The sequence below is a fragment of the Paenibacillus sp. OK076 genome (genome assembly GCF_900110055.1).
GTDB lineage: Bacteria > Bacillota > Bacilli > Paenibacillales > Paenibacillaceae > Paenibacillus.
In genome coordinates, this window is record NZ_FOCH01000001.1 from 661,057 (window position 1) to 675,174 (window position 14,118).

The following is a 14,118-nucleotide window of genomic DNA, read 5'->3' on the forward strand; positions in this document are numbered from 1 at the left end:
AAGCAAGTTCAATCAGGAACCAACAAAGGGGGGCCCCAAACATGGCCTTTGTGAAGTCCGTGGATTGCAGAATCAACAGACCACATGATGATAAACAGGTTGAACCCTATAACCATTCCGGTGTTCAAACCGGATATACGTTAGAGCAAACGATTGAAGCTGCGCTTCCGAGCCTGCTGGGCTCGTTGTACGCCTACTGTATGTCATTAACTGGTTCGGTCTGGGAGTCGGAGGATCTGGTTCAGGATACATGTGTTAAAGCATTATCCTCTTCAGCTGCCCGAAGAACGGGAATGACAGCGGACATGAACTGGGAAGCCTATCTCATCCGTGTTGCACGCAACACCTGGATTGACGCCATACGGAAGCGTGAGAACTTGGCAAGCAAACTGGAAAGCATGAAGCCATTTATGCAAGAATTTGAGGAAGAAGAGCGATTCGAGGAAGTCGAGTCCGCTGTTCAAATCCTTGTGGATGAACTGCCACCGTGGCAGCGAGCGATATATATGTTACGTGATTTAATGGGATACACGACGGTAGAGACTGCTGAACTGTTGGATACGACGGAAGGGGCGGTCAAAGCTGCCCTGAGTCGTGCCCGCACTGCTCTGGCGAAAGTGAGGCACAGCCTGCATGAAGCGGATGCTGATCAGACCAATCCATTGGAAGAGCATCCGCAAAATAGGGAGGAACTGCGCAGTTATTTGCTGGCGTTCCGCAGCGGTGATACTGCCCGTTTAATTGATCTATGCCTGAGTCAGACCGATGATCCGATGGCTGTGGCGGGAACGATTTTGCAGCAGACTCTGCCGTCTCAATCGATGCAGCCAGTGATGTACAGTTATTCAAGCTCCGGTACGAATTCCATGTCGTATGGGGGAGGATATACGGTCACCATGGTTGCGTAAACCGGGGAGGCAAAATGCATGAACGTGGTACCTTATGTTGTTGAACAGACAGCCCGCGGAGAGCGGAGCTATGATATTTATTCCCGTTTGCTGAAAGATCGGATCATTATGGTATCCGGAGAAATTGAGGATCAGATGGCGAATGCGATCGTGGCCCAGTTGTTGTTTCTGACCGCAGAGGACCCGGAGAAGGATATCCAGATGTATATCAACAGTCCGGGTGGTTCCGTGACTGCCGGATTCTCCATCTTTGACACGATGCAATTCGTGAAGCCTGACATTTCCACGATCTGCACAGGCATGGCAGCCAGCTTCGGTACGATCCTGCTGGTGGGTGGAACAAAAGGGAAACGGCTGGCGCTGCCAAACAGTGAAATTATGATTCACCAGCCGCTTGGCGGAACACGGGGGCAGGCCTCGGATATGCTGATTCATGCCAACCGGATTATCCAGCATCGTCAGCGCCTCAATAAGCTGCTTGCCGATCATACGGGACAGCCGATGGATCGGATTGAAAAGGATACAGACAGAGATTATTTTCTGACCGCTGCGGAAGCCGTCGAGTATGGTCTTGTGGATAAGGTCATATCCAGTACGTAAGAAAAAAAAGATACCAAACATGCCAAAAAACACGACAAAAGAAAAGCAAGTATAATGAACAGTAAAGTAGCCCGGAAGGTCATTCGACTTTCCGGGCTACTTTGCTGTCTTATCTGTATTGAAAAAAAATTGAATGATTATTGACTCAACCCATGTATAGTGTATATATTATATATATACACTATACATGGGTTGGATTGAAACCAGTGAGGTGAGAGAACATGAACATACTAATATCAAACGCATCAAGCGATCCCATCTACATGCAGATTCTGACCCAGATTAGACAGAGCATTTTAAGCGGGGAACTGGTTGCAGGGGAGAGTCTCCCCTCCATCCGTCAACTTGCGAAGGATCTGCAGGTCAGTGTAATTACAACCAAACGTGTCTATGAAGAACTGGAGAAAGAGAAACTGATTGATTCTGTCGTAGGCAAAGGCTGTTTTGTTTCCGGGGCCAATCAGGAGTTTATTCGGGAACAGCGCCTGAAACGAATCGAAGAGAAAATGCTCGATATCCTTCGTGAGGGCAAGGAACTGGGCATGGGTGTTCAAGATGTAGTTAAGCATTTTACATTGCTAGTAGAGGAGGAAGAAGCATGATGAACGCAATTGAGTTGCGCAACCTATCCAAAACGTACCCCTTATTCAAGCTGGATCAGATCACTTTGGATATAAAACAAGGTTATATTACCGGACTTATCGGCCCGAACGGGGCGGGGAAAAGCACACTGATCAGTCTGATCACCGGCTTGATTCGTCCGGACTCCGGGAGTATCAAAACATTGGGAAAAGAGATGCCTGCTCAGGAAGTTAATGTTAAAGAAGGCATTGGCATTGTTTCAGACGAATGTTTCTATTATGAGCATCTTACGATCCGTGAAATGAAAAGCATGATTGCTCCTTTTTATAAGAAATGGGATGAGAAGCAATTTAACAACTACCTGGAGCAATTCGAATTGTCTCCCAAAAAGAAGATTGAAGAACTGTCCAAAGGCATGAAAATCAAATTTTCACTGGCTATCGCTTTATCTCACGATGCTGAGCTACTCATCATGGATGAGCCTACATCCGGGCTTGATCCTGTGTTTCGGAGAGAACTGCTTGACCTGCTTGCAGATATGATACAGGACGAAACTCGATCTATTATTTTCTCGACTCATATCACGACGGATTTGGAGCGTATAGCAGATTATATTACGTTCATCAATAAAGGAAAGATTGTGTTTAATGAAGCAAAGGATGATGTGCTTGAAAGGTACATAATAGTAAAGGGGGACATGAAGCTGCTTGATGCGGACACTCGAGGACAATTCGTCGGAATCCGTGAGACAGCGGTTGGTTTTGAAGGCTTGGCAGATAACAGGGCGGAAGCAGAACGATTATTTGGCAATTATGCTCTTTTACATAGACCCTCCCTCGAAGACCTTATCTATTTTACGGCCAAGGGGGAACGACATCATGCTTAACTTGCTTCGCAAAGATTATATCGCTTTGAAAAGCTCGCTATGGGCCATCCTTTTTTATTTTGTTGTATTCAGTGTCGCATTTATCCCGACAGTGGAAATGTCGATGTATTTTGTAGGGATATATACTGCTTTCGGTTCGATTATGCTTGCAACTATGATTGATATCAAAAACCATAATCATAAATTTCTTGTCACACTCCCGCTTAGCCGCAGAAACATTGTGCAAGCGAAGTATCTGTCTGCCATTCTCTATACGCTTTTTGGCGTTTTCGCTTCGTCAGGCGCTCACTGGCTGGTTAACTATCTTTTCCCCGAACTGAACAAGCCCGACTTTTCGGTACTGGACATCCTGATTTCGATTGGAATGGTGCTGGTTTTAATTTCGATCTATATGCCTCTTTTTTACGCCCTTAGTAAAAAGGGAGCGGGAATCATTAATGCGGTTTTCATGATCGTTCTTATTATTTTAGCGCAGCCTGTTGCCTCACTCCTGTATATGGCAGGCGAGAACGGCATGGGTCGTGCTTCGGTTTATGTTTTTGTTTCAGTTTGCATTCTTCTGTTGTTCATTGTCTCCTATTTTGTAACGGTCCGACTGTTTGCAAGGAAAGATCTATAGGAGGAATGAAGAAGGATTTCAATAAAAAAACTTCCTAACTTACTTTGCCAGTCGAGTACAGCAGAACAGCAGTCCAAAAAGCAAAGTCGCCAAACGGCGACTTTTTGTGTTACAGAAGATTTAAAATTTGCGAACTGCCAGACAAGCTATCGTTAATCTGCAAACGCAGATTATTGCAACGTATCATCACGTATTTTCAGCCAACGCAATCAGTCTGCTCATGCCTTCCCGGATTTGCTGCTCGTGAGCATAGGAGAAGGAGAGACGCAGCTTGCGACTGGCGTTCGCATCGGAAGGATCGAATACCGTTCCCGGCACAAAAGCGACGGAATGCTCCATACATCGGTGAAGCAAGCGCCCCGTATCTACACCTTCCGGAAGCTCTGCCCAGATATTAAGTCCACCCTCAGGACGAGTCCACGTCCAATTGGTTTGTTGAAGGCACTGTTCCATTACTTCCATCCGCAGTTGAATGGCGGTACGCAGCTTGGACAAGTGCTGGTGCATGCGTGGGGACTGGAAATAACGGAGGAAAAGCTTCTGATTTAGCAGAGGTGATCCGTTATCTGTCAGTGCTTTTACGGCCTGTAATCCTGGCATAAACCGGGGGCGGCACATGATTGCGGCAATCCGCAGACCCGGCACGACATATTTGCTATAGCTGCGAATATAGAGTGTATGCCCTGTAGTATCGTATGTGAAGATCGGCGCAGGAGGTTTTTCCTTGAAATAGATATCATAGGTGCTGTCGTCTTCCACCAGGAAACATCCGTACTGTTCCGCCAGTTCAGGCAGTTGTTTGCGCTGCTCGGTCGGAATATTGATGCCCGTAGGATTTTGGAAGGTTGGCGTCATATAAAATACTCTTGGCTTTTCCTGCTTCATCAGGCGTTCAATCTGTTCCAGATCGTAGCCATCACGATGAATATCCGTAAAAAACAACTTGGCACCCTGTTTGCGGAAAATTTCCATCGCAGGGCCGTACGTTGGCCTCTCCATGAGCACACGGTCACCGGGTCTAACGAGACTGCGGGAGATCACATCAATGGCCTGCTGTGCACCAGAAGTGATCAGCACTTCATCAGACGAGATGTAGAAACGTTCCCTCGTCGTCAGATGGCTTGCCAAGGCACTACGCAGCTCCAGATCTCCTTGAATCGTGGAATACGTCCCAAGCAGACGGGGATATAAATCCAGCAAATCCCGCATTAATTCTCCCCAATATCGGTTGGGCAGCAGGGCGGGGTCGATCAATGATTTGGAGAATTGGTATTCCGCCTCAAGGGATTGCACGCGGGCAAGTGAATCCCAATGCAGCCAGGCAGACACGGCCGGGTCATCGGCCTGATCTGTCACGGGAGAAGGGTCAGCAGGACTGACATAATAACCGGACTTATCCTTGACGTAAACGTTCCCCCGTTCTTTTAATTCCTGATAGGCCTTAAAAACAGTGAGGCGATGTACACCGAGCAGCTCGGACAGGCTCCGCACGGACGGCAGCTTCTCATGCTCTTTCCACTCTCCGGCTTCGATCCGTACAACCAGATAATGTACCACTTGCTCATATAGTTTCAGGCTGTTATCTGTCATCAACATGGTTTTGCCCACCCGGCTCACGCTCCTTTTGAACTCCATTGTAACAGCAAACGGGAACTAACTGTTCTGTTTTATTCATTCTGTTCTGTAGACAGTGCTTTATGATGGAGAACAGATGAAGGAGGGGCTAGCATGGTTGCAGTAGCATTTACCGTAATGTGTCTTATTTTTGGAACAACGTTTCTAGCGATTAAAATTGGCGTGGAGGCAGGCATGCCGCCTTTTCTATCGGCAGGACTACGCTTTATCATTGCAGGTGCTCTAATGTTTGCATGGATGTGGATGAAAGGGAAAGTGAACCTGTCTTTATTATGGCGTAAAGAGATGCTCTTGACCGGGGCCGGATTGACATTCGGGACCTTTGCGACCTTATATTGGGCTGAACAATATGTGAGCTCGGGTGTTGGTGCAATTCTGTCAGCAACAGGTCCACTGATGATTATGGTGATGCAGACAGCGTTGTTGCGTCAAAAAACGTCTGCACGCATGATTGCGGGCTGCCTGATCGGTTTTGCAGGGGTTATCCTTGTTGTATTGCCGGGTGTATCGATTGGTGGCAATTCCCTGTGGCTATGGGGCTGTATTGCGGTATTGGTGGGTGAAGTCTGTTATTCGGCAGGGGCGTTGTACTCCAAAAAGGTCATTAATCAGTTTAAGGAGGCTAATCCTGTAGCAATCAATGCGGTGCAAATGATGTACGGAGGTTTGCTGTTATCCGCGCTTTCGGCGGTGACGGAATCGTGGAGCACAACTGGAATGGATTGGATGCCCGCAATATCATCTCTGATCTATCTGACGGTCATCGGTTCGATGGTGGGGCACAGCTTGTTCTACTGGATCATGTCTCGTACCAACCCGTTATTCCCGGCGACCTGGTTATACATTTCCCCTCCGATTGCGGTTGGGCTTGGGGCGGTTCTCTACAATGAGCATGTAAGCTGGATTACCTGGTTGGGCGTTGCGCTGATCGTTTCAGGTTTGCTGGCGATGAATGAGAAAGTGATGGGGTGGCTTGGTAAAAGAAGTCGTTCTAATCGGATGGTTCAAGCATCCAAACCTGTGGTAAAATAGGCGAAGCGTAATTCAGCGAAGGAATGGGCAAAGACCATACTGAACAGGCAGAGACTTGGGGCGATATTACTGTTTGCAGGCATTATACTGTATGGTGCTATTCATATTGCGATCGTTATATACATCCCAACCGTAGCAGTCTGGTCTCTTATACGTGGGGACGTTATTTTGAAGCTGTTTCGGAGACTCGTGGCTGGATTGGTTCTGCGATCCTTTTATTAAATATCTCAGGCTACGTCATCGCAAGATGTCGTAATCTGGGATTTTTTCGTTTAGGCTAGGTAAAGAGTGTGAATGAGATAGGTAATAAAGAAAATGAAAAGCGGGAAGCGTTAGCAGGACAGCCAAACCAATGAAAGGCGGTACCAGCCAAAATACGAATCTCCAAGACAGGTTCTCTGCTAGTGATCCGGCAAGATAGAGGCTGATTAAATGCAGGCAATTTATATGCCCCGGAAAACAACCGAGTCATTTTCGTCTAAGTCGATCGGAATACCCAGAGTAATGCTGTAATAAACGCTTACGCGTTATTTGTTTTGTAAACTTTTAAGGTATTGATTTCCCTTTTTAACTGTAAAAATTAAAATGTTCCTGCTGCCAATATTGCTTTGCGAATTGCTTGCTCCTTAATTCTTTTTGCTTGATCTGGCCCCTCACTGATCCCTTCAATAAAAATAGCCTGAACGTCGTCAATCCCCTGTAATTTCATAACAGAATGGATATAACTGTGACTGTATTCAACATTTTCAAACGTTCCGTGTGAAAGAACTGTTCCTGAAGCTTGAATGTGCATTACTTTTTTCCCTTGCTGAGTTCCAATCAGTCCGGACAAACCGCGAAGCCCATTGTCTGCTCGCTTAATAGTTCCACCTATAATCGTAACTGCATCAATGTAGTCTTTCAGTACAGAAGGAAAAGAGTAATTCCATACAGGGTTTACTATAATAATTTTATCCGCATCCATGAACTGTTCCAGTATCTCACGCATCCGTACTGCTTTTTGTTTGGTCTCTTCGTTTAATGCTTCAAAAGTTGGTCCACTTAGTGGTTGTCCCCAATGGCTTAGAATATCAGCATCAATTCTCGGAAGATCCATGCGGTATAGATCCAAATGTATTACTTCATCCCCAGGCTTAAGCGCCCGGTAGGTTTTAATAAACTGTTTGCCGACCGATAAACTGTAGGTATCCTCTTTCATAGGATGTGCAGTAATGTACAGTACAGTTGCCATAAAAGATCCACTCCTTGATTTTGATAGTATTAAATGAAGACACGATGTTAGTGACCAAGCGTATTGATTCATACGAGACACAGGCAACAAAATATAATAAACGTTTAACTTGATTTGCTGTAAATATTAGAATCTCTATTACATCATTCAGCCGATCTCGATGGAGCACCTTAAAATCAGGATCAGAAACCCGAAGTCTCATTCAAGACCTGGGTTTCTGATCAATCTGAGTAGCCTTTAAGACTACTCTTTATTTACTAACATTAAACCAACCTGGCATTGCTTGAATTACATTCCAAAGTTTTTCTGGAATAGTAAGCTGGTCAAATTTTGAAACGTTCAATTCAGAATCTATCTCGACTTCACGTCCATTTTCCACCTTTTCAACCCAGTTAGGATCCATAATTAACGCATGCCCAATGGCGACTAGCGGCAATCCTAATTCCGCAGCTTGAAGAGCATCATCCGGTGTTAGTATTGAACCAGCAGCCATCACAGGTACCTTACCGTTTGCTCTTTCAATAATTAATTCAAGCCGTGTTTTTTCATCTTGACTATCTACTGGTTTTGAAGACACATTATCTAATGAAGCATGAATATAATCTAAATCCTGTTCAACAAGGAAATCAATTAATTCATACGTGTCTTTCATACGTAATCCGTCCACTTTGTGGGATTCTTCAGGGGAAAGGCGGAAACCAATCATAAATGGTTTTGCAGCATGTTTTTCAATGACATTTTTGATTTCGTTAATAATCGCCAATGGAAAACGCAAGCGATTTTCAAGTGATCCTCCCCATTGGTCCGTCCGTTGATTTGTCGCTGGCGACCAAAAATTCTGAATTAAAAATCCATGTGCCCCATGAATTTCGACGCCATCAAATCCAGCTTCAATCGCTCGTCTTGTTGTATCTCCAAAAGCACGTACAATGGACAAAATCTCCTCATGTGATAGTTCTCTTGTTTCTGGAGTTGAACCTAAATTAGTAATTTCGGGCTGCAATGCACTCGCACTAACTGCATCCAATTCGGGCAAAGCTTTATTGCCAGCATGAAAAATCTGTAGGATCGCAGGAGAGCCTCCACTTTTGGCTGCTTCAGCTAATTTTCGTAAACTTGGAGTAAATTCATCATTGTATCCGGCGAATTCATTCGTAAAACCCTGTCCATTCGGTGTAACATGAGTACACCCTGTTATGACGAGTCCTACTCCATTCACTCTTTGTTTGTAATACTTTACTTCGTCATCCGAAATGGTAAGATCGTCATTACTTGACCAGGTTGTCATAGGTGCCATAACAATTCTATTCTTCATTGTTATTCCACTTCTGAATGTGAAGGATTCAAATAACCTATTATATTTTTGATTCATTTCTTTAACCTCGCTATCATATTTTCTTTTCTATTTCAGTGTAATTGGTTACTGTTACGTTAAGTAAAGGACTTATTTTTATATGATTATATACAGAATTGTTGTGTTGTCATTCTCTTTATGATATATATTTAGTTACAGTAACTGTAACTAAAGGTGGGACAAATAGATGTTGTATTCAATGACATATGTAGTGGAGAATTTAAATGTATCTGCAAAGACACTTCGATTTTATGAAGAGCAGGGGATATTACCGAATATATCTCGTGACGAAAAAGGTCGTAGAGTGTATAACCAACAACAAATAGATTGGATTTCTTTTATTCGTTGTCTCAAAGAGACAGGGATGCCTCTTTCAAAAATCAAGGATTACAAGGAATTGTATGAATTGGGAAATAGCACTTATTTGCAAAGAGAAGAAATGTTGATGCAGCATAAATTGGAAGTTCAGAAGAAAATGGAGGAAAGTCAAAGACACTTGGAAGAAATAAACTATAAACTAGCCATGTATGAACTTCAGAAAGAAGAAGTTATGAAAAACCCCAACTATAACTTTAAATGTCACGGTCACGGCCTGGAGATTAAGACGGTGAATTAATGTACTTAACTCAACTTTCGGTGCGACCAAGTCTAGGTTGTGCAGATCGATTCTATGAGGCATTAATCAAGCTGATAGCCAAATTCGAGCTGCAAATCGCAGAAAAGAAGACGAAAATCTTGGAGTTTGGACTTATCGCCAAAGAAAATCGGAAAGCCTTAATTGGATGGTCTATAGAATATCTAGCCACTCGTTTTTCTTGGAGTGATGGCAAGATCCAGCAGTTCGGAAACCAACGGTGGGGCAGAACACAGAGCCTCTTTCCAGCGTTTGTAGCCACAGGAAGGAGCGTTTGTCGATTCCGGATGTATGCCGGTAAGAACAAGAAAGTAAGCTGTATGCGGAGGAAGTACATAGTCAAAGCTAGAAGAACAGCCCTGCACAGCGAGCTATCGCTGACAGGGCTGTTTGTTTCTATTGTCCATAATACATGTATAAAAGTAAAATGCTTTGCTGAAATTTTTACTCCGCGTTCAGCACAAACTTCTCAATAACCTGCTTCACGCCGTCTTCGTTATTGCTCGCGGTAATGTAATCTGCCAGCTCTTTCAGAGCAGGGATCGCATTCCCCATCGCTACACCCAAACCAGCGACTTCCAGCATTTCATGGTCATTCCAGGAATCCCCGATGGCAATGCATTCGCTCAATTGGTGACCGAAGTGATCTGCCAGGAAGGTGAGCGCATGGCCTTTCGTTCCCTCGCGGTGCATAATCTCAAGGAAGTATGGCTTGGACTTGGTAATGTGTACTTCAGGTCCGAGCAGTTCGCGCAGAGCAACCGCAACCTCGTCGAGGTAATCCGGCTCATCAATGATGAGCAGTTTCGGTGTTTTTTGCTCAATCACTTTGATGAAATCTGGTTCGATGTGGTACTGAGTACCATTCAGTTTAGCGTAGTCACGCAGCTTGTCGTTTTCTTCACGGGCATACAGCTTGTCGTCAATGTACGTTTGCAGATGCAGATTATGCTCCAGGCAGTAGTCGTACAATTTGCGGGAAGCGTCCTGTGGAACGTAGCGCTCGTAGAGTACTTTTTCGTCCAGCAAGTTTTTCACCAAAGCGCCTTGATACGTAATGATGGGCACGTTCAGCTTCGTTTGACGAGCGAGTGCTTGGGCAGAAGCATAAGCACGTCCGGTTGCCAGTGTTACAACGACACCATGAGCAACCGCTTGTTCCAGGGCAGTCTGTGTTGCAGGCGTTACTTCCTTGTTATCGTTGATCAGTGTGTCGTCAATGTCAATTGCGATTAATTTGTAGGTCATCTGTGTTTCTCTCCTTTTTTATCTGTATCTATTTAATTGAACTAAATAAACTCACACAAGCACTACGATGACAGAATAACCTTCCAATCACTGTTATCCCCAGATTTTTTGATCCCTCTTATAAGGGGGAAATCCGGTGATAAAGGTGAACGCTTCGCTTTTACAGGTTTTTTCTGTCCTCTCCGTTTCAGTGATCATAGTTAGTTCAAAACATCTATATACATCTAAATTGCTTACTCCTCAAGGAAGATGAGGCCAATAAAGTCCTCCAGCTCCAGGTTGCCGAAGTAATGTTTTACATCCAGACCCTCAAGTGCAGTACGCACCTCAGATTCCTCGTAACGCTTGCCACGCAGCATATCTTCGATATCCGCCACATCGCCTACGCCGAAGAAATCACCAAAGATTTTGATATCTTCAATCCGTCCATCTTTGATATTCATGCGCAGATCAATGATGCCGACAGGGAATTTACGTGTATGCTTCACATTGCTTTCCGGGGAAAGCCCGTAGTTCCAGTCCCAATTGTTATAACGCTCGGCAGAGATTTCGTTGATCTTGTCCCAGTCTTTCTCTGTGAGTTCATATTGAGGAACATCTTGTGGCTCCATGCGGAAAATGTGACGCAGCAGCTCGTCCCGGAATTGTTCAATGGTCAGATTGCTGTCAATCAGATCACGAATATTGGCAACACGGCTGCGTACGGATTTGGTGCTCTTGGACTTGAACTTCTCCGGATTAACGTTGAGTGAAGCCTGAACGTGGTCGAGATTCAGGTTAAACATCAATGTGCCATGACTGAACATGCGGCCACGCGTAGAGAATTGGGCATTGCCCGAAATTTTCTTCTCTCCGACTTGCAGATCGTTGCGTCCCGTCAGTTCGGCATTAACCCCAAGCTCTTGCAGGGCTTCCACCACAGGCTGTGTGAATTTGCGGAAATTATGGAAGGATTGTCCGTCATCCTTGGTAATAAAGCTGAAATTGAGGTTGCCCAGATCGTGATAAACGGCTCCGCCTCCCGAAAGACGACGTACGACTTGCACACCGTTATCCTGAACATACTCAATGTTGATCTCTTCAATGGTATTCTGGTGTTTTCCGATAATAATGGACGGGCGGTTGATGTAAAACAGCAAATAACTGTCATCCATCGGCAGATGCTTCAGAATGTATTCCTCAATGGCGAGGTTTACAGAAGGATCTGTAATGCCCTGGTTATCAACAAACAGCATGGTCATTCCTCCATTAATGTATGTGAGGGATGCATATCCCTTATATAGTGATGCTTTACGGAATCGAAATTCCTTCTCTATTGTAAACGAATTGTCGAAAGGACACAAAGAAATTGAAGCCGCAAAGGGCTTAAATAGCCAAAACAGGATTGACCCCTGCCTGCCACGACATCCATAATAAAAAGGACATGCAGAAAGGATGACGGATAGGATGACCGGTTTAATTGAAGTTTTTGGACATGGCGGTGATGTGGAGACGGCCGCTGTACGTTTTGGAGGGAATCCTGCGGATTTCCTCGATTTTAGCGCAAATATTAATCCTCTGGGTCCACCTCGGGAAGTGCTGGAGTCTCTGAAACAAGGATTACATACGGTACTTCGTTACCCTGATCCGGGCCATCGGGCGTTCAAAATGTTGCTTAGTGACCGACTGGGTTTAACCCCGGATCACATATCTGTTGGCAATGGGGCGGCGGAAAATATGGCTCTAATCTTAATTGGACTCGCGCCGCGCAGAGTCGGTACGGTAGAGCCCGGTTTTTCAGAGTACAGTGCTTTGTCCAGACAATTTGGAGCAGAAGTCCACCATGTTCAAGGACGGGAAGAACTGGACTGGCGAGCAGAACCGGAAGATATTGAGAAGCTGATAGAGCGGGTGGACCTGCTTTTCCTTGGACAGCCCAACAACCCCAATGGGGTACAGTATCCGGTCGAAGTTCTGCAACGGCTTGCTCGTAAAGCAGAGACAACAGGCACAATATTGGTTGTCGATGAGGCATTTATCGATTTTATTCCTGAATCACAGCGGCAATCACTTGCGCCCAGCTTGAAAGAGTATCCGCAAGTGATCATCATTCGTTCGATGACCAAGTTTTATGCGATTCCAGGCCTGCGTCTGGGTTACGCGATGGGGCGTCCTGAACTGATTCGCGCCATGACAGAGAAACAGGTCACCTGGAGTGTGAACGGGCTTGCACTGATCGCAGGAGAAGCCTGTCTGCGCAGTGGGGAAAATTTTGAACAGGAGACATTGGCACTGGTGTCACACGAACGAAAGAGATTAACGGAAGGTCTGGAAGCGTTGGGGTGTGAGGTTACACGAGGGGAAGCAAATTTTATATTGGCAGCTCTTCCAGAACCGTGGACAGCGTCATCCATGCAGGCTGCTCTCGGAGAACGGGGAATACTGATCCGAAGCTGCGCGATGTATCCCGGACTTGGGGAACGACATGTACGTTTTGCGGTCAAGGACGCGGAGGCTAATGGACGTTTGCTGGAAACAATAGGAAATGTAATTACGCCTAATCCGACAACCGGGTTAGAGGCAGGGGGACAAAGCGATGGCACTGCCATTCTATAATTATTACTCCCATGTACAAAAGGAACAGAACGAATACAGATCTTCTGTGTGGCCTGGATTATACATCTCCGCACATGAGCGGCATATTAAAGCGTCCAGTCCCTCTGTTGTAACAGCACTTTCCAGTGCCGTGTATGGGGGCGGCATGATTGAACTAGATCGCATATTCAACACCTATGTGGACAGACTTTATCGCTGTGACGATCCACCACGTGATATTGCCGAGCTGTTGAGTGAATGGCAGGAGCAGCAGGATCAATGTGCCGGTCTTCTGACTGCGGTTCGATTGGAGCACACAGCGATCCAGGAATACGAAAGTGATGAATTCGGATTGCTTTGCTGCACTACAGCAGGGGTATCGAATGCTGCACGGGCAGGTTCTGCAAGAACCGTGTTCGATGCTGCGGGGAATGAGATGAGCAATGGGACGGTGTCCCAGAAAATTGGGAAAGTTTCGTCTTCAACCTATACTCCCGGTACGATCAATATCATGTTGTGGATGAATGGGTGTATGACTGCTGGAGCGATGGTGAATGCCATTCAGACTGCGGTAGAGGCGAAAGCCGCTGCGTTAGCTGATTTCGGTGTGATGGATTCAGAGAATGGTCTGCCTGCAACCGGAACAACAACGGATGCCATCGTACTCGCGGTCAGCCAGGCTGGAGTAGATAAACCACTCATCAGTTACGCAGGGACGGCTACGGTCATGGGTGCAGCGATCGGCAGGCTGGTGTATGACACAATAATGGAAAGCCTGCAAGCCGCGCAGGAGTGGAAAGAGAGGAATAAATAGC

14 protein-coding genes are annotated in these 14,118 nt (G+C 45.6%); 9 read left to right on the plus strand and 5 right to left on the minus strand.

The genetic code is table 11. The annotated features are described in order from the left end of the window. Positions 1-41: 41 nt before the first annotated feature. The 5 genes from BMY78_RS02875 to BMY78_RS02895 all read left to right on the plus strand — a co-directional run bounded on the left by BMY78_RS02875 (position 42) and on the right by BMY78_RS02895 (position 3,595). Positions 42-908 carry an RNA polymerase sigma factor gene (locus BMY78_RS02875; protein WP_090894496.1) on the plus strand — a complete coding sequence of 289 codons (867 nt, stop codon included), beginning with the start codon at positions 42-44 and terminating at the stop codon, positions 906-908. Positions 909-926: 18 nt separating this feature from the next. Then, positions 927-1,508 carry an ATP-dependent Clp endopeptidase proteolytic subunit ClpP gene (gene clpP, locus BMY78_RS02880; protein ID WP_090894498.1) on the plus strand — a complete coding sequence of 194 codons (582 nt, stop codon included), beginning with the start codon at positions 927-929 and terminating at the stop codon, positions 1,506-1,508. A gap of 221 nt (positions 1,509-1,729) precedes the next feature. Next, positions 1,730-2,110 (plus strand): GntR family transcriptional regulator, encoded by a 381-nt coding sequence (locus tag BMY78_RS02885; RefSeq protein WP_090894500.1) that lies wholly within the window; start codon positions 1,730-1,732, stop codon positions 2,108-2,110. Continuing rightward, on the plus strand, positions 2,110-2,976 hold the full coding sequence (locus BMY78_RS02890; protein WP_090901936.1) for an ABC transporter ATP-binding protein: 867 nt from the start codon (positions 2,110-2,112) through the stop codon (positions 2,974-2,976). Before BMY78_RS02885 ends, BMY78_RS02890 begins: the two co-directional genes overlap by 1 nt. After that, positions 2,969-3,595 carry an ABC-2 transporter permease gene (locus BMY78_RS02895; RefSeq protein ID WP_090894502.1) on the plus strand — a complete coding sequence of 209 codons (627 nt, stop codon included), beginning with the start codon at positions 2,969-2,971 and terminating at the stop codon, positions 3,593-3,595. The genes BMY78_RS02890 and BMY78_RS02895 overlap by 8 nt, the downstream gene beginning before the upstream one ends. A gap of 186 nt (positions 3,596-3,781) precedes the next feature. Here BMY78_RS02895 and BMY78_RS02900 read toward each other — a convergent pair whose 3' ends face one another. Then, positions 3,782-5,203 carry an aminotransferase-like domain-containing protein gene (locus tag BMY78_RS02900; RefSeq protein WP_256221924.1) on the minus strand — a complete coding sequence of 474 codons (1,422 nt, stop codon included), beginning with the start codon at positions 5,201-5,203 and terminating at the stop codon, positions 3,782-3,784. Positions 5,204-5,323: 120 nt separating this feature from the next. Here BMY78_RS02900 and BMY78_RS02905 point away from each other — a divergent pair, with 120 nt between their 5' ends. After that, on the plus strand, positions 5,324-6,262 hold the full coding sequence (locus BMY78_RS02905; RefSeq protein ID WP_090894507.1) for a DMT family transporter: 939 nt from the start codon (positions 5,324-5,326) through the stop codon (positions 6,260-6,262). Between the two features lie 580 nt (positions 6,263-6,842). On the opposite strand, the gene BMY78_RS02910 is transcribed toward BMY78_RS02905, so the two are convergent. Together BMY78_RS02910 and BMY78_RS02915 are read right to left on the minus strand one after the other, a co-directional pair. Next, positions 6,843-7,493 (minus strand): FMN-dependent NADH-azoreductase, encoded by a 651-nt coding sequence (locus BMY78_RS02910; protein ID WP_090894509.1) that lies wholly within the window; start codon positions 7,491-7,493, stop codon positions 6,843-6,845. A gap of 250 nt (positions 7,494-7,743) precedes the next feature. Next, on the minus strand, positions 7,744-8,865 hold the full coding sequence (locus tag BMY78_RS02915) for an NADH-dependent flavin oxidoreductase (RefSeq protein WP_090894511.1): 1,122 nt from the start codon (positions 8,863-8,865) through the stop codon (positions 7,744-7,746). A 169-nt stretch (positions 8,866-9,034) separates the two neighbouring features. On the opposite strand from BMY78_RS02915, the gene BMY78_RS02920 reads away from it, so the two are divergent. Then, positions 9,035-9,463 (plus strand): MerR family transcriptional regulator, encoded by a 429-nt coding sequence (locus BMY78_RS02920; protein ID WP_090894513.1) that lies wholly within the window; start codon positions 9,035-9,037, stop codon positions 9,461-9,463. A 462-nt stretch (positions 9,464-9,925) separates the two neighbouring features. On the opposite strand, the gene BMY78_RS02930 is transcribed toward BMY78_RS02920, so the two are convergent. Continuing rightward, complete coding sequence (locus BMY78_RS02930; protein WP_062326857.1) at positions 9,926-10,729, minus strand: Cof-type HAD-IIB family hydrolase; 804 nt, start codon at positions 10,727-10,729, stop codon at positions 9,926-9,928. Positions 10,730-10,962: 233 nt separating this feature from the next. After that, on the minus strand, positions 10,963-11,964 hold the full coding sequence (locus BMY78_RS02935; protein WP_063564381.1) for a lipoate--protein ligase: 1,002 nt from the start codon (positions 11,962-11,964) through the stop codon (positions 10,963-10,965). 211 nt (positions 11,965-12,175) lie between these two features. On the opposite strand from BMY78_RS02935, the gene cobD reads away from it, so the two are divergent. Both cobD and BMY78_RS02945 read left to right on the plus strand, forming a co-directional pair. Continuing rightward, positions 12,176-13,324: a threonine-phosphate decarboxylase CobD gene (gene cobD, locus BMY78_RS02940; protein ID WP_256221925.1), complete on the plus strand. Its 1,149-nt coding sequence runs from the start codon at positions 12,176-12,178 to the stop codon at positions 13,322-13,324. Further along, on the plus strand, positions 13,305-14,117 hold the full coding sequence (locus BMY78_RS02945; protein ID WP_090894517.1) for an adenosylcobinamide amidohydrolase: 813 nt from the start codon (positions 13,305-13,307) through the stop codon (positions 14,115-14,117). Before cobD ends, BMY78_RS02945 begins: the two co-directional genes overlap by 20 nt. The last annotated feature ends 1 nt before the right edge of the window (position 14,118 follow it).

Bases quoted from the DNA above. Each gene is read 5' to 3' on its own strand.
- BMY78_RS02895 (WP_090894502.1), top strand. From the start codon at position 2,969: ATGCTTAACTTGCTTCGCAAAGATTATATCGCTTTGAAAAGCTCGCTA.
- BMY78_RS02910 (WP_090894509.1), bottom strand. From the start codon at position 7,493: ATGGCAACTGTACTGTACATTACTGCACATCCTATGAAAGAGGATACC.
- BMY78_RS02875 (WP_090894496.1), top strand. From the start codon at position 42: ATGGCCTTTGTGAAGTCCGTGGATTGCAGAATCAACAGACCACATGAT.
- BMY78_RS02905 (WP_090894507.1), top strand. From the start codon at position 5,324: ATGGTTGCAGTAGCATTTACCGTAATGTGTCTTATTTTTGGAACAACG.
- BMY78_RS02890 (WP_090901936.1), top strand. From the start codon at position 2,110: ATGAACGCAATTGAGTTGCGCAACCTATCCAAAACGTACCCCTTATTC.
- BMY78_RS02915 (WP_090894511.1), bottom strand. From the start codon at position 8,865: ATGAATCAAAAATATAATAGGTTATTTGAATCCTTCACATTCAGAAGT.
- cobD (WP_256221925.1), top strand. From the start codon at position 12,176: ATGACCGGTTTAATTGAAGTTTTTGGACATGGCGGTGATGTGGAGACG.
- BMY78_RS02920 (WP_090894513.1), top strand. From the start codon at position 9,035: ATGTTGTATTCAATGACATATGTAGTGGAGAATTTAAATGTATCTGCA.
- BMY78_RS02930 (WP_062326857.1), bottom strand. From the start codon at position 10,729: ATGACCTACAAATTAATCGCAATTGACATTGACGACACACTGATCAAC.
- BMY78_RS02885 (WP_090894500.1), top strand. From the start codon at position 1,730: ATGAACATACTAATATCAAACGCATCAAGCGATCCCATCTACATGCAG.
- BMY78_RS02935 (WP_063564381.1), bottom strand. From the start codon at position 11,964: ATGCTGTTTGTTGATAACCAGGGCATTACAGATCCTTCTGTAAACCTC.
- BMY78_RS02945 (WP_090894517.1), top strand. From the start codon at position 13,305: ATGGCACTGCCATTCTATAATTATTACTCCCATGTACAAAAGGAACAG.
- clpP (WP_090894498.1), top strand. From the start codon at position 927: ATGAACGTGGTACCTTATGTTGTTGAACAGACAGCCCGCGGAGAGCGG.